We start from the raw sequence: 18,490 nt of genomic DNA, 5'->3' as shown, positions 1-18,490 counted from the left end.
TCGGCGGCATGAGCACGCCGGGGCCGGCCATCGTCGAGGCCGCCCCCGGCGCTGCGCTGCGGCCGTACGTCACCCGGTTGTGCGCCTACAGCGAGCACTACCCCGCGCCGCTGACGCGGGCCGAGGCCGCCATGCCGGGGGCGGTGCTCATCCTGGGCGTCGGCGCGCCGATGGAGGCGTACGGGGAGCGGGTCAGGGCGTTCGCGGGCGGGCTCGCCGACCGGTTCGCGCTCACCCGGGTCACCGGGCCGTGCGAGGGCGTGCAGGTGGTGCTCACGCCGTTCGGGGCGCGGCGGCTGCACGGGCTGCCGATGCGGCACCTGACCAATCGGGTGGTCCCGGTGGAGGCCGTGCTCGGGCGGTGGGCCGGGGAGCTGCTCGACCGGCTGGCCGCGACGCCGTCGTGGCGGGAGCGGCTGGCCCTGACCGACCGGCTGCTGACCGAACGCATCCTCGCCGGGCCCGAGGTGGGCCCCGAGCTGCCGTGGGCGTGGGCGCGGCTGCTGGAGTCGGGCGGGCGGCTCGGGGTGTCGTCGCTGGCGGCGTCGCTGGGCTGGAGTCACCGTCATCTGGTGGCCCGCTTCCACGACCAGGTCGGGCTGGCCCCGAAGGCGGCGGCCCGGGTGATCAGGTTCGGCCGGGCCGCGCGGTTGCTGCGCTCCGGCGAGCCGATCGCCGCGGTCGCGGCCGAGTGCGGCTTCTACGACCAGGCCCATCTCAACCGGGAGTTCCGGGCGCTCGGCGGCACCACGCCCGGTCAGATTCGTCCAAGACCCGCCGGCGGCCCGCCGTGGACACTGGAGCCATGAAACGCACTGTCTACGCACTGGCCCGCTACGAGGACCCGCAGGCGGCGCTCGACTTCCTGACCGGGGCGTTCGGGTTCCGGGTGCACGAGTCGTCGAAGGACGCGTCCGGAGCCGTCGAGCACGCCGAGCTGTTCGTCGAGGACGACCTGATCATGATCGGCCGGGGGAAGCCGGGCGGGCCCGGCGTCTACATCGCGGTCGACGACGTCGACGCCCACCACGATCACGCCAGGGCCGCGGGGGCCGTGATCACCATGGAACTCGTCGACCAGCCGTACGGCTCGCGCGAGTACGCCTGCAAGGACCCCGAGGGCAACTCCTGGTTCTTCGGGACCTACCGCCCGTAACCCATCGGAAGAGGTCAGCGGGGGAAGACGACGGTCTTGTGGCCGTCGAGCAGGACGCGCTGCTCGGCGTGCCACCGGACCGCGCGGGCCAGCGCCACGCACTCCACGTCGCGGCCGATGCGCACGAGGTCTTCGGGCGAGTGGCTGTGGTTGACCCGGGCGACCTCCTGCTCGATGATCGGCCCCTCGTCGAGGTCGGAGGTCACGTAGTGGGCCGTCGCGCCGATGAGCTTGACGCCGCGGTTGTGGGCCTGGTGGTAGGGCTTGGCGCCCTTGAACGACGGCAGGAACGAGTGGTGGATGTTGATCGCCCGCCCGGCCAGCTTCTCGCACAGGTCCTCCGACAGCACCTGCATGTAGCGGGCCAGCACCACCAGGTCGACCTGGTAGTGCTCGACCAGCGCCAGCACCTCGGCCTCCTGCCTGGGCTTGGTCTCGGGGGTGATCGGCAGGTGGTGGTAGTCGATGCCGTACGACTGGGTGAGCGGGCGCAGGTCGGGGTGGTTGGAGGCGACCGCGACGATCTCGATGTCCAGCGTCTTCGACCTGACCCGGTAGAGCAGGTCGTTGAGGCAGTGGTCGAACCGGCTGACCATGATCAGCACGCGCGGCTTCCTGGCCACGTCGCGCAGCTTGAACTCCATGGCGAAGTCGGGGGCGAGGGCGGCGAAGGCAGCGCCCAGCTCGTCCTCGCCGAGGGGGGCGGAGAACTGCACGCGCATGAAGAAGCGCTGGGCGACCCGGTCGCCGAACTGCTGGCTCTCGATGATGTTGCACCCGTGCCCGGCCAGGAGGCCGGAGACGGCGGCCACCACGCCGGGGCGGTCGGGGCAGGACAGGGTCAGGATGTACTCGGCGTGGCTGCTCATGACTTCACTCTCGCGGACGTGGGATCGTAGGGCGCCTTGAGGCTGATCTGGGCAGAGTACAGGTCGCCGGCCACCTCGACCTCCACCTTCTCCAGCGTGACGCCGCCTTCCGGCGAGACCTCGGTGACGAAGCCCAGCGCCACGGACCTGCCGAGCGTGGGGCTGTGGGCCGCCGAGGTGACGTAGCCCACCGGGACGCCGTCGGACAGCAGGGACTCGCCGCCCCACAGGTGTGCGGCGGGGTCGTCCAGCACGATCGAGACTACCCTGCGCGACGGCGACCCCAGGGCGTGCCGCGCTCCCCGGTAGCCGCTCTTCTTGCAGGTGAAACGCAGTCCGGCGGCGGCGGGGGTGATCTCCGGGCCCAGCTCGCGGCCCCAGGCGCGGTAGCCCTTCTCAATGCGCATGGCCTCGATGGCGTAGTAACCGGCCTGGGTCAGCTCGCCGGTGCCCATGAGCGTCTCGTGGACGGTGACGGCGAACTCGGCGGGCACGTACAGCTCCCAGCCCAGCTCGCCCACGTACGTGACGCGGGTGGCGCGCACGGTGGCGTGACCGAGGTCGACCAGCCGGGACGTGCCGAAGTCGAAGGCCGAGAAGTCCGACTTCGACACCGACTGCAGGATCCTCCTGGACGACGGGCCCATCACGCCGAAGACGGCGTACGCGCCGGTGACGTCCACCAGGACCGCCCGCCGGTCGCCGAGGCCCTTGGAGATGTGGTCGAAGTCCCTCGTGGTCTGGGCCGAGCCGGTCACGACCAGGTACTCGTCGCGGGCCACGCGGGTCACCGTCAGGTCCGACTCGTAGCCGCCCCGGTCGTTGAGCAGGCCGGTGTAGACGACCCGGCCGAGCTCGACGTCCACGTCGGCGGTGCAGAGCCACTGCAGCGCCTCCATGGCCTCGGCGCCCTTGAGGACGAACTTGGAGAAGGACGTCTGGTCGAACAGCGCCGCCGCGTTCCGGCACGCCGCCACCTCGGCGTCCACGTACGGCTGCCATCCCGGCCGCCCGAACGTGGACGGCGTGGCGGGCCCGAAGTAGTTGACCCGCTCCCAGCCCATCTTCGACCCGAAGCGCGCCCCGGCCTCGGCCAGCAGGTGGTGGACCGGCGAGCGGCGCAGCGGCCGGGCCGTCTCCAGCTCCTTGTCCGGCCAGGACATCGCGTAGTGCAGCCCCAGCGTCTCGGTGACCCGGTCGCGCAGCCAGGTGTCGTTGCCGGCCCAGCGGGCGAAGCGCCGGATGTCGGCGGGCCACAGGTCGCCGGTCGGCTCGCCGTTCACGATCCACTCGGCCAGCGCGCGGCCGGCGCCGCCCGCCGAGGCGATGCCGGCCGAGTTGAACCCGGCGCCGACGAACAGGCCGCGCACCTCGGGCGTCTCGCCCAGCAGGAACATGTTGTCGGGCGTGAAGCTCTCCGGCCCGTTGTAGAACATCCTGATCCCGGTGCTCTCCAACGCCGGGACACGCTGGATCGCGTTCTCCATGATGATCGCGAACTGGTCCCAGTCCTCCTCCAGGAGCTGGAACTCGAAGGGGTGGGGGATGCCGTCCATGCCCCACGGTTTGGCGTCCGGCTCGAAGCCGCCCACGACCAGGCCGCCGACCTCCTCCTTGAGGTAGGCGTACCCGTCGGGGTCGCGCAGCACGGGCAGGTCGGGGCGTACGCCGGGGATCGGCTCGGTCACCACGTAGTAGTGCTCGGCCGAGTGCAGCGGGACGGTGGCGCCGGCCATCCGGCCGAGTTCCTTGGCCCACTGGCCGGCGCAGTTGACCAGCACCTCGGTCTCGATGTGGCCCTCGGTGGTGTCCACGCCGCGCACGACGCCGTCCCGTACGGTGACGCCGGTGACGCGGACGCGTTCCATCACCAGCACGCCGCGCCGCTGGGCGCCCCTGGCGAGCGCCTGGGTGAGGTCGGAGGGGTTGGCCTTGCCGTCGCCGGGCAGCCAGACGCCGCCCACCAGGTCGTCGGTGCGCATGACCGGCCACAGCTCGCCGGCCTCGCGCGGGGTGATGACCTCGGCCTGGATGCCGTAGTTGCGGGCGGCGGACGCGGTGCGCCTGAGCTGGGTCATGCGCTCGGGGGTGCGGGCCACGCTGACGCTCCCGCACTGCTTCCAGCCGGTGCCGAAGCCGGTCTCGGCCTCCAGGCGGGCGTACAGGTCGGTGCTGTACTTGATCAGCCTGGTCATGCTCTCGGTGCTGCGCAGCTGGCCGACGAGCCCGGCGGCGTGCCAGGTGGTGCCGCAGGAGAGTTGTCCCTGTTCGAGCAGCACGACGTCGGTCCAGCCCAGCTCGGCCAGGTGGTAGGCCACGCTGCAACCGGCGATGCCGCCACCGATGATCACGACCTGTGCCCGGGAGGGCAGGGATGTCACGAGATGCTCCTCAAGCGGTTGATCCCCGGCCAGCTGCGGACGTTGCGCAACATGGCGATGAACGCCTGTTCGGCGGGCCCCAGCAGCCGGTCGCGGCGGTGGGCCAGCACGATGGGGCGGGGCTTGGGCGCGGGCAGCACTTCGAGGGCCGCCAGCCGTCCGTCGGCGAGCTCCTGCTCGACGCAGTGCTCGGACACCAGCGAGACGCCGAGCCCGGCGGCGACCGCCTGTTTGATCGTCTCGGGGCCCCAGATCTCGCTGCGGCCGGCCTCTTCGAGCCCCCACGTCTCCAGCGCCTGTTCCTGCAGCTCGCGGGTGGAGGAGCCGGGCTCGCGGATGAGGAAGAACTCGCCGGTCAGGTCGGCGGGCTCGGCGCGGCCCCTGCTGGCCAGCCGGTGGCCCGGCTGGGTGATGACGACGAGCCGGTCCTCCAGGATGGGCTCGCTGGCGAGCTGCGCCGCGCCGGGCTCGCCGGCCAGCACCGCGACGCCGATCTCGCCGTCCACGAGCCCGCGTTCGACCCGCTGGCCGTTGCCGACCTGGATGCCGATCTCGATGCCCGGGTGACGGTCGCGGAAGGCCGCCAGCAACGGCGGCAGGAGGTACGTGCCGACGGTGGTGGTGCCTCCCGCGACCAGCTTGCCGGTCTGCAGCCCGGAGACCTGCCGGATCGCGGCCACGGCCTCGTCGGCCAGCAGGAACACGCGCCTGGCGTACTCCAGCATCACCTCGCCCTCGGGGGTGAGCCTGATGCGGGCGCCGCTGCGGTCGATCAGCGTGGCGCGCAGCGACTGCTCAAGCTGCCTGACCTGGTGTGACACGGACGGTTGGCTGAGGTAGAGCTTCTGCGCCGCGGCCGAGAAGCCGCCGCACTCCACGACCGTCATGAAGATCCAGAGCCGGTGCAGGTTGAGCTGCATGTCGTCGTTAACCCCTAGCTGCCTCGATCGACTCTCGGAGCGCGTCCTCGAGCTGTTCCAGCCGGTGCCAGGGGATCTCGCCCATCGTGCAGATCCTGAAGAAGTCCGCCGAAAGTTGCCCCTGACCGGCGTAGATAACGTAACCGCGCTTTTTGAGCTCATCATGAAGCGCCGCATAAGTTACGTTTTCGGGGAGATGAAGCATTGTTACGGTGTTTGACCTGAATTGTTCATCAACGAGGATTTTCAGGCCCAGACGGGTGAACTGGCCGCGGACCAGGTCGGCCCGCTCGCGGTACAGCCGGGTGCGCGCCGCGAACCCGCCCGCCTCCTCGTACTCCTTGATCGCCTCGTCGAGGGAGTAGCAGACCTGCACGGCCGGGGTGAACGGCACGTCGCCCTTGCGCTGGCCGGCCAGGTAGCTGGCGGCGTTGAGGTACAGGCTGCGCGCGGGCGCCTCCTGGATCCGCTCGATCGCCGCCTCGCTGCACAGGATGAACGACATGCCGGGCAGCCCGTGCAGGCCCTTGTTGGCGGTGCCGCAGACGACGTCGGCCTTGACCTCGGCCAGGTCCTGGTCCTCGATCGCGGTGCCGCTGATCGCGTCGATCACGAACAGGGCGCCGTGCTCGGCCACGACCTCGCCGATCTCCTTGATCGGGTTGATCAGGCCGGTCGTGGTCTCGTGGTGCACGCAGACCACGGCGTCCACGTCGTCGCGCCCGGCCAGCGCCGCCCGGACGGCCTCGGGGTCGGCCGGGACCGTCCAGTCGCTCCTGACCTCGTGGAACGGGATGCCGTGCGCCTTCGCGATCTTGATCATCCGGTCGCCGTAGACGCCGTTGTTCACGACGAGCACGCCACGTCCCGCGCGGACGGAGCTGATGACCGCCATCTCCATGGCCGCGGTTCCCGACCCGGTGACCAGCAGCGCCTCGTGCGTGCCGCCGAGGTTCAGGCACCGGGGCAGGGCCTCACGGATCCTGAACAGCAACTCCGTGAACTCGGGCTCGCGGTGGCAGAGGTCGCCGCGAAGCAGGGCGTCCTTGACCCGCTTCGACGTACATGCGGGCCCGGGATTCAACAGAATGAGTTCTTCGTCCATCAATCCACTCGATCTTGGGTAGTTATCGGGCATTACGGACGCTATCCGGGGTGGCGCCGCATGGGACAGCCGCCTTTCCCCTATGGGGGCCATAAGGGAAACGGGCTTGTCCGTGCCGAACAGCGCCGACTGGGATGGAGCACGTGCCGTTGGAGACCGTCGTACTGATCGGGGTCGCGGGGCTGTTCGCCGTCGTGTCCGGGATCAACGACGGCGGGGCGCTGCTGGCGACCGGGCTCAAGCTGCCGGTGATCCGGCCGGCCGTCGGCATCCTGACGCTGGTGCTGCTCGTCACGGTGATCCCGTTGATCACGCACCGGGTGGCGCTGACGTTCGTGAACCGGCTGGCGGCCTTCCACGCCCCCGGCGGTCAGGCCGCGATGACCGTCGCCGTGCTCTGCTCGCTGGCCGTGGTGTTCACGCTCAGCGCCAAGGGGCGGCCGACCAGCCTCACGCTGGCCGTGGTGGGCGGGCTCACCGGGGCGGGGCTGGGGTGGGGGCTGCCGGTGTCGGGCGGCTCGGTGGCGCTCGTGCTGGCCTTCGGGCTGGCCGCGCCGTTCGCGGGGGCGCTGCTGTCGTGGCTGCTCATCCGGCTGCTCGTACGGGTGACCGGCGCGCCCGGCCTGGCCCGCTGGCACTGGGCCGGGTTCCTGCTCCAGACGCTCGCCTACGCGGCCAACGACGGGCAGAAGATGCTGGCCGTCTTCATGATCGCACTCGGTTTCCAGGGCGCGCCCCTGGCCTGCACCTCGCTGGTGGCGATGTTGTTCGGGCTCGGCGCGCTGTACGGGCTGCCCAGGGCGGGCCGCACGCTGAGCCGCGAGATCATCGTCTCCCGTCCCGCGCACGGCGTCGCCGCCGAACTGGCCGCGGGCACCGCGGTGATCGCCTGCGCCGCCGTGGGTATGCCCGTGAGCATGACCCAGGCCGTGGCCGGCGGGCTGGTCGGCGCGGGGGTCGCGCAGGGCGGCGGCCGGGTCCGCTGGTACGCCGCCGTCAAGATCGTCGTGGCCTGGCTGCTGACGCTCCCGCTGAGCGGGCTCTTGGCCGCGACCGCGGCGTTCGTCCTGAAGGGGCTGAGGGGGACGTGGTGAAGCGATGGCGCCGGATCCGGGACCTCATGACCGGCCGCATGGACGGCGCGCTCAGCGGGGCCCTGCTCGGCCAGCTCAAGGCCACCAAGCAGGGCGCCTGGCTGGCGATGGCCATGATCGGCGGCGAGGTCGGCAGGACCGGCGCGCACGAGCAGATGCGCGCCATCGAGCACCTCGGCGACGAGGAGCGCGCCCGCCTGGTCGAGGAGCTCAAGACGGCGCTGGTCACGCCCATCGACCCCGAGGACCTGTTCCGCCTGTCACGCTCGATCGACGACGTGCTGGACTCGCTGCGGGACTTCGTGCGCGAGTCGCACCTGTACCGGGTGCCCGACCAGATCCGTTTCACGCCGCTGCTCGACCAGGTCATCGTGGGCATCGACGCCCTGGAGAGCGCCGTACGCGGCCTGGCCTCGCGGCCCTCGGCGGTGGTGCAGGACGCCCTGGAGGCCAAGAAGGCCGGCGGCGCGATCCGGCGCATGTACCAGTACGAGATCTCCCGGATCTTCTCGGCCGAGGTCACCTCGGACGCCCTCAAGCAGCGCGAACTGGTACGCCGCCTGGAGATCGTGGGCATGGCCATCGGCGACGCCGCGGACGCCATCGCCGACGGCGCCATGAAACGCTGACCGTCAGCCCGGTGAGACCCCGCCTCTCAGTACCGCGCGACGCCGCCGCCCCTCAGGACCGCGCGGCGAAGGCGTCGACGCCGGTCAGCTCGGCCGACAGCCGCCACAGGCGCGCGGCCTGCTCGGGGTCGGTCGCGTAGGAGTGGACGCCGCCCCCCGCGGCGCCGGCCTGCTCGGCGATCTCGCAGTCTTCGCAGTAGACGCCGCCCATGTCGTCGAGCTGCGGCGAGGTGGCCGCCCACACCTGGGTGGCCGCGCCCTGCTCCGGCGTCTTGAAGCTGGTGTTGAGCTGGTTGCCCTGCTCGTCGATCCAGCCGGCCTCGACCATCTCCCGCCTGGTCAGGTGGCGTTGGAGCGGGGTGAGGATGCCGCCGGGATGCACCGCGAACGCGCGCACCCCCGCCCCCTTGGCCAGGGCGTCGAGGTGCACGGCGAACAGCACGTTGGCCGTCTTCGCCTGGCCGTACGCCTGCCACTTGTCGTAGCCGTGCTCGAACATCACGTCGTCCCAGCGCATGCCGGAGCGCCGGTGGCCGGCGGAGGAGACGGCCACGACCCGGCCGCCGCCGCGCTCGACGGCCGGCCACAGGCGGTTGACCAGGGCGTAGTGGCCGAGGTGGTTGGTGGCGAACTGGGCCTCCCAGCCGGGGCCGACCCGCGTCTCGGGGCAGGCCATGATGCCCGCGTTGTTGATCACAAGGTGCAGGTCGCGGCCGGTCGCCAGGAACCCGTCGGCGAAGCGGCGCACGCTGTCGAGGTCGCCGAGGTCGAGCTCGCCCACCTCGACGCGGTCGATGCCGGCCAGGGCCTCCTCGGCCGCACCGGGACGCCGGGCCGGGACGATGACATGGGCCCCGGCCCTGCTGAGCGCGCGCGTGGTCTGCAGGCCCAGGCCGGAGTAGCCGCCGGTGACCAGCGCGATCCTGCCGGTGAGGTCGATGCCCTGGAGCACCTCGTCCGCCGTGCTTCTGGCGCCGAAACCCGAACCGATCTTGTGCTGAGGCGTTGTCATGGGACCGACGTTACGAATTGAAGTGCGCTCTAAGTCAAACCGACCCGCCGGGGCCCGCCCCTCGATCAGAGGCCGAGGGCCGGCGCCAGGCGCTGGAGCTGCTTCAGGGCGTCGTCGAGGTCGGGGGCGCCCGGCGAGAGCGGCTGGACGGCCACGTGGTCGGCCCCCGCGTCGAGGTGGGCCCGCAGCCGCGCGGCGACCCGCTCCTCGTCGCCCCAGGCCACGATGGCGTCGGCCAGCCGGTCGCTGCCGCCGCCCGCGAAGTCGTCGTCGGTGAAGCCGAGGGCGCGCAGGTTGCCCAGGTAGTTGGGCAGGGTCAGGTAGTAGGCCAGGTGGGCGCGGGCGATCTCGCGGGCCCTGACCGAGTCGGCCTCCAGCACCACGGCCTGCTCGGGCACCAGCAGCCTGTCGGCGCCGAGGACGCGGCGGGCCTGCTCGGTGTGCTCGGGCGGCACGAAGTAGGTGTGGGCGCCGTCGGCCCGGTCTCGGGACAGCTCCAGCATCCGGGGACGCAGCGCCGCCAGCAGCCGGGGGGCGCGCGCCTCGGGCAGGCCCTCCTCGGCGGCGTCCATGCCGTCGAGGTAGGCGCGCATCGCGCCCAGCGGCTTGTCGTAGGCGTGGCCGCGGCTGCCGACCAGCGGGCCGTGGCTGACCCCGATGCCCAGCAGGAAGCGGCCCGGGAAGGCGTCGGCCAGCGTCTTCGTGCCCGCCGTCATGCCCGTCGCGTCGCGGCCCCAGATGCTGGCGATGCCGGTCGCGACCGCGACGCGGGTGGTGGCGGCCAGCAGGACGGCCGCCGTGGTGAGCGGCTCCTTGCTCTGCCGGCCCTCGTTGATCCACACGGAGCCGTAGCCCAGCCGCTCGATCTCGGCCGCCGCCCGCCGCGCCTGCTCGGCGGGGGCCTTGCCGATCAGCGGGTGCCACACTCCGAAGTGCCCGGTCTCCATGACCGCTCCCTCGACTAGGATGTTCGATCGAGATGGAACACTACACCAATGTTCGACCGGCATCGAACAGGACGCGCGGCCTGACCCACGCCTCTCCCGCCGAGGTGTCGTTGCAGGCCGCCCTCGACGCGCTCGGCGACCCGGTCCGCCGCCGCATCGTCCGCGAGCTGGCCGGTGAGCCCGACTGGGCCCGCGCCTGCGGCACGTTCGCCCACCTGCGGGTGGCCAAGTCCACGCTCAGCCACCACTTCGGGGTGCTGCGCCAGGTCGGCCTGCTGGAGCAGCGCGACGAGGGCACCCGCCGGCTCAACCGGCTGCGCCGCGAGGAGTTCGACGAACGTTTCCCCGGCCTGCTCACCCTCGTGGTCGAGGAACCCGAGGGCGCCTAGGGCATGCGGCGGCACTGGCGGGTAGGGGCAGGCCCATGCAGATGCGCCCGTTCGCCCGTAACCTCCTCGCCACCACGGCCGCGGTCACCGTCACGGCCACGCTCGGCAGCCTGGCCACCTCCTCCGGCTCGGCCTGGTACCGCCGGCTGCGCAAGCCGCGCTGGCAGCCGCCCACGCGGGCGTTCGGCCTGGTCTGGACCCCGATCTACGGCCTGATCGCCTACGCCGGCGCCCGCGCGCTGACCTCGGGCGACGACCGGGCGGGCCTGACCCGCGCGCTGGGCGCCAACCTCGCGCTCAACGCCGCCTGGACGCCGCTGTTCTTCGGCGCCCGCTCCCCCCGCCTGGCCCTGGCCGACATCGTGGCGCTCGACGCGGCCAACCTGGTGCTCCTGCGCCGCTTCCTGCGCGCCGACCGCCGCGCCGGGCTGGCCCTGCTGCCCTACGTCGGCTGGACGGCCTTCGCGACAGCGCTCAACGCCTCCATCGCCGCCCGCAACCCCTGACCGGGAGCCCCGTCCCAGGACGAGGCTCCCGGCCGCACCCGGCCGCACCCGGCCGCACGGTCAGGAGACGCGCAGGTCGTCCACCGCCCAGTACCAGTTGTTGGTCGCGTCGAAGTAGTGGAACTTGACCCTCATCGACGTAACCCCGGCCGGCACGGCCACCCTGAGCGACTCGTTCCTGGCGATCGCGTCGGCCGTGTAGTTCTTCACCAGCGTGTCCGCGCCGCCGTCGAACGAGACGAGCACCTGCGCCTTCTGGGCGCCGTCCACCCGGTAGTGGGTGGCGTAGGCAAGGGTGACGGACGCGCGGCCGGTCACGGTGTAGGCGGGCGAGACGAGCGTCGAGTCGAACGTCCCGGTCCCGTGGGACTTGTCGTCCCATTCGTCGGAGTCGGCCACCGCGAAGACGCCCCTGGACCGGACGTTCAGCTCCCGCTGCTGGTCACGGGCCGCCCGCGACCAGAACTCGTCCGTGGTGAACGCCCAGCCGCGCCACTCCTGGACGCCCCCGGACGGCATCCTGGACGCGTCCGCCGACCAGCCCGAGGGCGGCGTGTGCGAGTAGCCGAGCACGCCGGCCGGGATGCCGGTCTCGTCGGTCCTGCCGGACAGCGTCACGCCCTCGAACGGGTCGCCGGTCCTGGTGTCGACGCGCCTGCCGTCGATCCCGCCCGGCACGGCCAGCCGCAGCCCGGTGAAGACCGCGGCCGTCACGTCCACCAGGCGCGTGTCGGCCGGCCGCGCCCCGGCGGCGAGGCCGGGCCCGGAGGCCAGGACGAACGTGCGGCGCTCCTCGATCGAGGACCCGCCGTGCCCGCCCGCGTCGGTGTGACCGTGGTCGGTGGCCACGACCACGGTCCAGCGCTCGCTCGCGTACGACGGCCTGGCCCTGACCGCGGCCAGCAGCCGGCCGATCCGGGCGTCGGCGTCGTGGATCGCGGTCAGGTAGGCGGCCGAGCCGGCGCCGCTGCCGTGCCCGGCGATGTCGATCGCGCCCAGGTAGACGAAGGAGGCGTCCGGATTCCTGGTGCGCAGGACAGTCTCGCTGACCTGGGTGACGCGTTCGTCCTCGGCCGGGTAGCCGTCGGCGTCGCCGTCCAGGGCCACTCTGGCGTCGATCCGGGGGCCGAACGTGCCCTGGTCGGCGAGCGGCTTCCAGTCGAGCGCGGCGTAGGTGGAGTAGGCGGCGTTCGTGTTCTCCAGCCTGGTCAGGAAGTCGGGGTACTGGTCGTAGTGCTTGCCGGCGAAGGTGTTGTCCTTCACGCCGTGCAGGTCGGGCCAGACGCCGGTGGCGATCGTGGACCAGCCGGGGCCGCTGGAGGTGGCGGCCATCGGGCTGGTGTAGAGCAGGCTGGTGCCGAACGTGCCGCCGCTGATCAGGGCGTCGAGGTTCGGGGCGTCGGCGGGGGCGATGCGGTCGTGGCGTAACCCGTCCAGGCCGATGACCAGGACCTTGTCGGCGCTGATGCCGTTCGGGACGTCGGGGACGGGCACGGGCGCGGCCAGGGTGGTCGCGCCGTTGAGGACCTTGCCCTCTGGAGCAGGCGCGGGATCGGCCAGGGCGGCGGGGGCGGGGACCGACACGGCCGCGGCCACGAGAGCGGGCAGGATGCGCCATCGTTGCATGGACGTACTCCTCGCTGAGTGCTGGGATGATCCGGCTGAAGGATCTCCAGCGTCAGGCGGGTGCGTGAATAGCGTCTTTCCGATGGTCGCCATAGAGGAAAAAGGGGGCCCAAATGGGCAGTAGCCAACGTCCTGCCGCCCGCGTCGTCTGCCTCGACCGCGACGGACGCGTCCTGCTCATGCACTGGTACGACCCGATCAGCGGCAGGGACGTCTGGGAGCCGCCGGGCGGCGGCCTCGACCCGGGCGAGACGCCGCTGGAGGCCGCCAGGCGCGAACTGGCCGAGGAGACCGGGCTGCCCGGGTCGGCGGTGCGCGATCACTCGGTGGACGTCGAGCGCGACTTCACCTGGCTGGGCGTGCGCTACGTGAAGACCGAGCCGTTCTTCCTGGCCACCTTCGACGAGGCGCGCCCGCGGGTGACCCCCGCCGCGCTCACCGAGGAGGAGCTCGGCGTCTACCGCGGTCACACGTGGGCCGAGGAGATGCCGTACGGCGTCGAGCCACCGAAGCTCGCCGCCGTGGTGACCGCCCTGCGCACGCCCCCGCCACGCTGAGCCCGGTGCGTCACACCTCGATCGTGAGGCCCGCCGTGGCCACCGCGAGGTCGCCCGCGTAGGACCTGGCCGCCGCGTCGAGCGCCGGCTCGGGCCGGGTGCCCGGCCACAGGTGGGTGAGCAGCAGCCGGGCGGCCCCGGCCGCGGCGGCGGTGCGGCCCGCGTCGAGGGCGCTGGACAGGTAGGGCGCGTCCTCGTCGGGCACCCGCTCGGGGTAGGTGGCCTCGGCCACCAGCAGGTCGGCGTCGGCGGCCAGCGTGACGAGGTCCGCGGACGGCCCGGTGTCGCCCGTGTAGGCGATCGCCCGGCCGCCCGCGCTCAGCCGCAGCCCGGCATTGGGCACGTGGTGCGGCAGCGAGAAGGCGTCGAGCCGGAACGGGCCGATCTCGCGCGGCGTGCCCGGCTCCAGGTCGTGCAGCTCGAAGCTGCCGGCCAGCATGCCGCGCCGGTCGAGCGCGAGCACGGCGTCGAGCGCGCCGGGCGGCGCGTGCACGGGCAGCGCGGCCGGCGGCGCATCGCCCAGGGCGCGGGCGCGCAGCAGCGGGTTGAGGTCGGAGCAGTGGTCGGGATGGCCGTGGCTGACCAGGACGGCGTCGACCCGCTCGGCCGGCGTGCTTTCGAGCAGCCGCGGCAGCGTGGCGTAGCCGGGGTCGACGAGCACGCGGAACCCGTCGTGCTCGACGAGGTAGCCGCTGCACGCCTGGCCCGCCGCCGGCCAGGCCCCGCATCCGCCGAGCACCGTGATCCGCATGATCCCCGACTCTAGCGGGGCCGGTGGCCCAGCTCGGCCAGCGTGGTGGACATGAGACCGCGCAGCAGCGACCCGGCCAGGCCCTCGTGCACGGACTCGACCGGAAACCCCTGGGCGATGCGGGCGTGGTACGCCTCGCGGTCGCGCTCACCGGTGTAGGGCAGCGCGGTCATCGCCACGACCACGGTCGCCCGGGTGCCGCCGCGCGGCAGGACGGCGACGGCGTGGGTGCGCAGGCAGGTCTCGTCGGGGGCGCCGTACCAGCCGCACTTGATCCCGGCTTCGGGCGAGCCGAGCGCCTCGCGGGCGCCGAACGTCTGCTCCCCCGCCACCTGCCGCATCCACTCCAGGACGGTGGCCGCCACCGGGTCGCCCGCCGCCGCGGCCTGCGCGAACACGGTGTAGGCGGCGGCGACCTCGTCGGCCGACACCTCCACCGAGCCGAAGCGCGACGGGTCGCCGCCCGGCTGGGCCCACCGCACGCCGGTGCGCCGGTAGAGGTCCTCCAGCAGGACGCGCGGCCCGATGGACAACCACAGGCTCAGCGTGTCGGCGTTGGAGGAGAGGACCACGGCGGGCTCGGCGTGGCGGCGCCAGCGCTCGGCGTCGTCGATGTGGTCGGCGGCCACCCAGGCGTAGAGGGGCTTGAGCAGCGAGGCGCAGCGCAGCCGGGCCGGGCCCGAGCGCACGCTCATCGTCCGGGCGGGCGGGCCGCCGTAGCCGCGTCTGATGCCCGCGGCCTGCGCTCCGGCGCTGTGGTCGAGGTCTTTCAGCAGGTCATTGAAGGCCACCGTCCCACCGTAGACCTACGGGGCGGTCCGCCAGCGCCCTTCGTACCACTCCGTGCTCGGCGGATCACCGGGCAGCGGGGTCGTGCCGGGGGCGCGCAGGCCGTCGAGCGTGACGGCCAGCAGGCGCTGTTTGACCCGCTGGTGCTCCTCGCTGGGCGGGCCGGGGGCCGGCCTGCTGAACTGCTCGATGAGCAGCGAGACGTCGAGCGTGGTGACGTCGGGTCTGAGCGCGCCGGCCTCGCGGGCCTTCGTGACGAGCTCGTCGGCCAGCTCGGTGGCCCGCCGGGAGGTGCGCCACATCTCGTCGGTGACCTCGATCGTGCCCGCCACCGGGGCCAGCGCGCCGGAGCGGCCCTCCACGCAGGCCCGCACGTACGCCTCCAGCCCGGTCCACGGGTCGGGTTCGGCCAGGGCCGACTCCAGGGCGTCGACCACGCGTTCCATGGCGATCAGGCACAACCGCTGGAGCAGCTCCTCCTTCGTGCGGTAGCGGCGGTAGAGGCTGCCCATGCCCACGCCCGCCTGCTTGGCGATGGCCGACACGGGCGCGTCGAACCCCTGTGTCGTGAACACCTCGTGGGCCGCCTGGAGCAGGCGCAGATCGTTCCGCGCCGCCTCGGCCTGTCTGCCGCGTCCTGCCATGCCGTACAGGATATTGCGGAGCGGAGCGCTCCGATATACCGTACTCAGTCGGAGCGGAGCGCTCCGACTAAGGAGGATTGTCATGCGTGCGGTGGTGCTGCGGCGGTTCGGTGGTCCCGGGTCGCTGGTCGTCGAGGAGGTGCCCGATCCCGTCGCGGGGCCGGGGCAGGTGCTGGTCGAGGTGGCGGTCGCGGGCATCACGTTCGTGGAGACGCAGGTGCGCGCCGATCGGGGACCGCGACGGGCCGAGCTGCCCGCGATCCTGGGGAACGGGGTGGCGGGCACCGTCCTGGCGGTGGGCGAAGGCGTGGACGCGGCGCTGGTGGGAACGCGGGTGGTCACCACGCTCGGCGGCCGGGGCGGCTACGCCGAGCTGGCGGTGGCCGCCGCCGACGACCTGATCCCGCTGCCCCCGGGCCTGTCGGCGCTGGACGCCGTGGCGCTGCTGGCCGACGGGCGCACCGCCGTGGGGCTGACCCGCGCCGCCGCGCCGCGGCCCGGCGAATGGGTGCTGGTGGAGGCCGCCGGAGGCGGGGTGGGCAGCCTGCTGGTGCAGCTCGCGCGCGCCGCGGGGGCACGCGTGGTGGGCGCGGCGAGCAGTGCCGCCAAGCGCGACCTGGCCGCGCGCCTCGGGGCCGAGCTGACGGTCGACTACACCGTCCCGGGCTGGGCCGACGAGGTACGCGCCGCGACCGGCGGCCTGGACGTCGTCTTCGACGGCGTGGGCGGCGAGGTCGGCGCCCAGGCGCAGGCGCTGTTGAAGGACGGCGGGCGGCTCAGCGCGTACGGCATGGCCGGCGGCCCGATGACCACCCCCGACCCCCGCGTGACCGCAGTGGCCTGGCCCTCGGCCGACCCGCGTGAGCTGGCCCGCGAGGCCCTGGAGCTGGCCGCCGCCGGCCGCCTGCGTCCCACGGTCGGCAACGTGCTGCCCCTGGAGTCGGCGGCCGAGGCGCACGCCGCCGTCGAGGCCCGCAAGGTCACCGGGAAGTCGCTGCTGCTGCCCGCCCGCGCCAGGACGATCCTGGTCACCGGCGCCACCGGCAACCAGGGCGGCGCGGTGGCCCGGACGCTCCTGGACCGCGGCTGGACGGTCCGCGCCCTGGTCAGGGACCCGGCCTCGCCCGCCGCCCGCGCCCTGTCCGCGCTCGGCGCCACCCTGGCGAAGGGCGACCTGGACGACCCCGCCTCCCTGCGGGCCGCCATGACGGGCGTGCACGGCGTGTTCAGCGTGCAGGCCCTCGCCCTGACCGAGGAGGAGCTGGCCCGCGAGGTGCGCCAGGGCGTCGCCGTCGCCGACCTGGCCGCCGGGCTGGGCCTGGCCCACCTGGTCTACAGCTCGGTCGGCGGCGCCGAGCGCGACACCGGCATCGAGCACTTCGCGAGCAAGTGGGCGATCGAGCGGCACCTCGCGGAGCTGGGCCTGCGGGTCACCGTCCTGCGGCCGGTGTTCTTCATGACGAACCTCCTGTACTACGCCGAGCCCGCCGGGGAGGAGCGGGTCATCGCGCTGCCGTTCCGGCGCATGCAGCTCGTCGCGCCCGAGGACATCGGCCACTTCGCGGCGGAGGCGTTCGAGCATCCCGACGATCACGCCGGCCGGGCGCTGGAGCTGGCGGGCGACGAACGCACCGGCCCGGAGCTCGCCGAGATCTACCAGCGCGTCACCGGCACCCCCACCCGGTTCGAGCAGACCCCGACCGGCGGGGAGCGCATGTACGAGTGGTTCCTGGAAGGCGGCTACGAGGCCGACGTCGCCGCCCTCCGCGCCCGCCACCCCGGCCTGCGCACGTTCGAGGGCTTCCTGCGCGACCGCCTGGCCCGCTGAGCCCCGGTCAGTCCCGTCAGCCGAGCGCCGCCTCGAAGCGGGCCCGCAGGTCCGACAGGCGCCCGACCGGCTCGGCGCTGTAGACGAGGCGGACGTACCGGGGGGCGACGCTCTCGCCCCAGGCCGTCATGGGGGTGGCCGCGACGCGCCCGCGTTCCAGCAGGCGGGCCGACAGGTCGGCGGCGGTCAGCCCCATGGCCTCGGCGTCCACCAGGACGGACCAGCCGCCGCCCGCCCGGACCACCGGCAGCCCGTCGAGCTGCGCGACCACGGTGTCGTGGCGGGCCTGGTACTCGGCCGCCGCCTCCGCCACCCCCGCGCCGGCCGGGTCGGTGAGCGCGGCGGCGGCGCCGTACTGGTGGTAGCCGCTGGCCACGGTGGTGTTGTAGATGGTCGCGACCATGATCCGGGACATGATGTCGGCCGGGCCGGCGACCCAGCCGATCCGCCAGCCGATCATCCGGTACTCCTTCGACATGGACCCGATGGTGATCGTGCGCTCGGCCAGGCCGTCCACCTGGCACGGGTTGACGCGCGGGTGGCCGTCGAAGACGATGCGCTCCATGGCGGCGTCGTAGATCAGGTACGCGCCCGTACGCTCGCAGACCCGCGCGACCGCCTCCCAGTCCTCCCGGTCGAACACCACGCCCGACGGCATCGACGGGCTCATCAGCAGCAGCGCCGCCGCCGCGGGCACCTGGCCGAGCGCCTCGCGGTCCAGCCGCCAGCGGCCGCCGTCCACCCGCAGCGGCACCAGGTGCGGACGCGCGCCCGACAGCCGCACCCGCTGGAGCAGCCCGGCATAGGTGGGGTCGGTGAGCACCACGGGCTCGCCCGGCTCGGTCGTGGCCAGCAGCACCGGCATCACCGCCGACGTGCCGCCCGAGGTGATGCACACCTGCCGCAACGGGTCGTAGTCGACCCCGGTACGCGCCCGCAGCTCGGCGGCGACCGCCTGGCACAACACCGGCAGGCCGGTGAACGGCAGCCAGCTGTTGCCCGTCCCCTCCTCCAGGGAGCGCCTGGTCGCGGCCACCGCGACCGGCGGCGGCGGGACGTCGGTGTCCAGGTTCTCCAGGCGCAGGACGTCGGGGTCGGCCCCGGCGGCGGACGCCACCTTGTCGATGTCGAACGGCTGCACCTGCGCGAACCGGGAGTTGGGCCGCATGACTGCACCTCCACGCTTGTTCCGTATACGGAACACCACCCTGATCCTGGAGAACGCGGGTGTCAAGGGTCGGCGCGGAGGTGCCGGCGGCGGTCCGGCCAGCGATCCGGCCGGTGGTC

The 18,490-nt window shown here is 73.1% G+C and carries 19 protein-coding genes; 8 read left to right on the top strand and 11 right to left on the bottom strand.

The genetic code is table 11. The features are described 5' to 3' along the window. Positions 1–8 precede the first annotated feature (8 nt). Both ACWCSU_RS21560 and ACWCSU_RS21555 read left to right on the top strand, forming a co-directional pair. Positions 9–809, top strand: a complete 801-nt coding sequence (locus ACWCSU_RS21560; RefSeq protein ID WP_364092326.1) for a helix-turn-helix domain-containing protein — start codon at positions 9–11, stop codon at positions 807–809. Next, entirely contained in the window at positions 806–1,156 is a 351-nt protein-coding gene (locus ACWCSU_RS21555; RefSeq protein WP_357705199.1) for a VOC family protein, read from the top strand. The genes ACWCSU_RS21560 and ACWCSU_RS21555 overlap by 4 nt, the downstream gene beginning before the upstream one ends. Before the next feature lie 14 nt (positions 1,157–1,170). Here ACWCSU_RS21555 and purU read toward each other — a convergent pair whose 3' ends face one another. Genes purU through ACWCSU_RS21535 form a run of 4 tightly spaced genes read right to left on the bottom strand, consistent with a single transcriptional unit; the run spans position 1,171 to position 6,431 of the window. Further along, positions 1,171–2,025 (bottom strand): formyltetrahydrofolate deformylase, encoded by an 855-nt coding sequence (gene purU / locus ACWCSU_RS21550; protein WP_357705197.1) that lies wholly within the window; start codon positions 2,023–2,025, stop codon positions 1,171–1,173. Further along, positions 2,022–4,406, bottom strand: a complete 2,385-nt coding sequence (locus ACWCSU_RS21545) for a GcvT family protein (RefSeq protein WP_449936984.1) — start codon at positions 4,404–4,406, stop codon at positions 2,022–2,024. Before ACWCSU_RS21545 ends, purU begins: the two co-directional genes overlap by 4 nt. Next, entirely contained in the window at positions 4,403–5,326 is a 924-nt protein-coding gene (locus ACWCSU_RS21540) for a LysR family transcriptional regulator (RefSeq protein WP_449936983.1), read from the bottom strand. Before ACWCSU_RS21540 ends, ACWCSU_RS21545 begins: the two co-directional genes overlap by 4 nt. Before the next feature lie 7 nt (positions 5,327–5,333). Further along, the gene (locus tag ACWCSU_RS21535) at positions 5,334–6,431 is read right to left on the bottom strand and encodes a pyridoxal-phosphate-dependent aminotransferase family protein (protein ID WP_357705192.1); all 1,098 of its coding nucleotides are present in this window, start codon (positions 6,429–6,431) and stop codon (positions 5,334–5,336) included. A 149-nt stretch (positions 6,432–6,580) separates the two neighbouring features. Here ACWCSU_RS21535 and ACWCSU_RS21530 point away from each other — a divergent pair, with 149 nt between their 5' ends. Then, entirely contained in the window at positions 6,581–7,525 is a 945-nt protein-coding gene (locus ACWCSU_RS21530; RefSeq protein ID WP_449936982.1) for an inorganic phosphate transporter, read from the top strand. Then, positions 7,522–8,154 carry a DUF47 domain-containing protein gene (locus ACWCSU_RS21525; RefSeq protein WP_357705188.1) on the top strand — a complete coding sequence of 211 codons (633 nt, stop codon included), beginning with the start codon at positions 7,522–7,524 and terminating at the stop codon, positions 8,152–8,154. The genes ACWCSU_RS21530 and ACWCSU_RS21525 overlap by 4 nt, the downstream gene beginning before the upstream one ends. Positions 8,155–8,206: 52 nt before the next feature. Here the strand turns inward: ACWCSU_RS21525 and ACWCSU_RS21520 are convergent, their stop codons facing one another. Together ACWCSU_RS21520 and ACWCSU_RS21515 are read right to left on the bottom strand one after the other, a co-directional pair. Continuing rightward, positions 8,207–9,166 (bottom strand): SDR family NAD(P)-dependent oxidoreductase, encoded by a 960-nt coding sequence (locus ACWCSU_RS21520; RefSeq protein ID WP_449936980.1) that lies wholly within the window; start codon positions 9,164–9,166, stop codon positions 8,207–8,209. Between the two features lie 65 nt (positions 9,167–9,231). Further along, complete coding sequence (locus tag ACWCSU_RS21515) at positions 9,232–10,113, bottom strand: TIGR03620 family F420-dependent LLM class oxidoreductase (RefSeq protein WP_449936977.1); 882 nt, start codon at positions 10,111–10,113, stop codon at positions 9,232–9,234. A 32-nt stretch (positions 10,114–10,145) separates the two neighbouring features. On the opposite strand from ACWCSU_RS21515, the gene ACWCSU_RS21510 reads away from it, so the two are divergent. Next, entirely contained in the window at positions 10,146–10,502 is a 357-nt protein-coding gene (locus tag ACWCSU_RS21510; RefSeq protein ID WP_397041103.1) for an ArsR/SmtB family transcription factor, read from the top strand. Positions 10,503–10,537: 35 nt separating this feature from the next. Beyond that, positions 10,538–11,008, top strand: coding sequence for a TspO/MBR family protein (locus ACWCSU_RS21505; protein WP_357705180.1), 471 nt, complete (start codon positions 10,538–10,540; stop codon positions 11,006–11,008). A gap of 60 nt (positions 11,009–11,068) precedes the next feature. Here the strand turns inward: ACWCSU_RS21505 and ACWCSU_RS21500 are convergent, their stop codons facing one another. Continuing rightward, entirely contained in the window at positions 11,069–12,634 is a 1,566-nt protein-coding gene (locus ACWCSU_RS21500; protein ID WP_449936975.1) for an alkaline phosphatase family protein, read from the bottom strand. A gap of 113 nt (positions 12,635–12,747) precedes the next feature. Here ACWCSU_RS21500 and ACWCSU_RS21495 point away from each other — a divergent pair, with 113 nt between their 5' ends. Then, positions 12,748–13,191 carry an NUDIX hydrolase gene (locus ACWCSU_RS21495; RefSeq protein WP_449936974.1) on the top strand — a complete coding sequence of 148 codons (444 nt, stop codon included), beginning with the start codon at positions 12,748–12,750 and terminating at the stop codon, positions 13,189–13,191. Positions 13,192–13,201: 10 nt separating this feature from the next. Here ACWCSU_RS21495 and ACWCSU_RS21490 read toward each other — a convergent pair whose 3' ends face one another. The 3 genes from ACWCSU_RS21490 to ACWCSU_RS21480 are packed head-to-tail and all read right to left on the bottom strand — an operon-like array spanning position 13,202 to position 15,375. Further along, positions 13,202–13,942, bottom strand: a complete 741-nt coding sequence (locus ACWCSU_RS21490) for an MBL fold metallo-hydrolase (protein WP_357705174.1) — start codon at positions 13,940–13,942, stop codon at positions 13,202–13,204. Positions 13,943–13,953: 11 nt separating this feature from the next. After that, positions 13,954–14,733 carry a hypothetical protein gene (locus ACWCSU_RS21485; protein WP_449936971.1) on the bottom strand — a complete coding sequence of 260 codons (780 nt, stop codon included), beginning with the start codon at positions 14,731–14,733 and terminating at the stop codon, positions 13,954–13,956. A 15-nt stretch (positions 14,734–14,748) separates the two neighbouring features. Further along, positions 14,749–15,375, bottom strand: coding sequence for a TetR/AcrR family transcriptional regulator (locus ACWCSU_RS21480; protein ID WP_364092305.1), 627 nt, complete (start codon positions 15,373–15,375; stop codon positions 14,749–14,751). Positions 15,376–15,457: 82 nt separating this feature from the next. Here ACWCSU_RS21480 and ACWCSU_RS21475 point away from each other — a divergent pair, with 82 nt between their 5' ends. Next, complete coding sequence (locus ACWCSU_RS21475; RefSeq protein ID WP_449936968.1) at positions 15,458–17,203, top strand: NmrA family NAD(P)-binding protein; 1,746 nt, start codon at positions 15,458–15,460, stop codon at positions 17,201–17,203. Positions 17,204–17,219: 16 nt separating this feature from the next. On the opposite strand, the gene ACWCSU_RS21470 is transcribed toward ACWCSU_RS21475, so the two are convergent. Then, a complete protein-coding gene (locus tag ACWCSU_RS21470; protein ID WP_449936966.1) occupies positions 17,220–18,371 on the bottom strand; it encodes a pyridoxal phosphate-dependent aminotransferase in 1,152 nt (383 codons plus the stop codon). Positions 18,372–18,490: the final 119 nt, after the last annotated feature.

The organism is Nonomuraea sp. NPDC001699 (assembly GCF_053596455.1).
Note: the sequence above shows the minus strand (reverse complement) of the source record. Positions and strands in the feature narration are given on the sequence as shown.

Coding starts and splice junctions, on each gene's coding strand:
- ACWCSU_RS21560 (WP_364092326.1), top strand. CDS start 9: ATGAGCACGCCGGGGCCGGCCATCGTCGAGGCCGCCCCCGGCGCTGCG.
- ACWCSU_RS21555 (WP_357705199.1), top strand. CDS start 806: ATGAAACGCACTGTCTACGCACTGGCCCGCTACGAGGACCCGCAGGCG.
- purU (WP_357705197.1), bottom strand. CDS start 2,025: ATGAGCAGCCACGCCGAGTACATCCTGACCCTGTCCTGCCCCGACCGC.
- ACWCSU_RS21540 (WP_449936983.1), bottom strand. CDS start 5,326: ATGCAGCTCAACCTGCACCGGCTCTGGATCTTCATGACGGTCGTGGAG.
- ACWCSU_RS21535 (WP_357705192.1), bottom strand. CDS start 6,431: ATGGACGAAGAACTCATTCTGTTGAATCCCGGGCCCGCATGTACGTCG.
- ACWCSU_RS21520 (WP_449936980.1), bottom strand. CDS start 9,166: ATGACAACGCCTCAGCACAAGATCGGTTCGGGTTTCGGCGCCAGAAGC.
- ACWCSU_RS21515 (WP_449936977.1), bottom strand. CDS start 10,113: ATGGAGACCGGGCACTTCGGAGTGTGGCACCCGCTGATCGGCAAGGCC.
- ACWCSU_RS21510 (WP_397041103.1), top strand. CDS start 10,146: ATGGAACACTACACCAATGTTCGACCGGCATCGAACAGGACGCGCGGC.
- ACWCSU_RS21505 (WP_357705180.1), top strand. CDS start 10,538: ATGCAGATGCGCCCGTTCGCCCGTAACCTCCTCGCCACCACGGCCGCG.
- ACWCSU_RS21500 (WP_449936975.1), bottom strand. CDS start 12,634: ATGCAACGATGGCGCATCCTGCCCGCTCTCGTGGCCGCGGCCGTGTCG.
- ACWCSU_RS21495 (WP_449936974.1), top strand. CDS start 12,748: ATGGGCAGTAGCCAACGTCCTGCCGCCCGCGTCGTCTGCCTCGACCGC.
- ACWCSU_RS21490 (WP_357705174.1), bottom strand. CDS start 13,942: ATGCGGATCACGGTGCTCGGCGGATGCGGGGCCTGGCCGGCGGCGGGC.
- ACWCSU_RS21480 (WP_364092305.1), bottom strand. CDS start 15,375: ATGGCAGGACGCGGCAGACAGGCCGAGGCGGCGCGGAACGATCTGCGC.
- ACWCSU_RS21475 (WP_449936968.1), top strand. CDS start 15,458: ATGCGTGCGGTGGTGCTGCGGCGGTTCGGTGGTCCCGGGTCGCTGGTC.
- ACWCSU_RS21470 (WP_449936966.1), bottom strand. CDS start 18,371: ATGCGGCCCAACTCCCGGTTCGCGCAGGTGCAGCCGTTCGACATCGAC.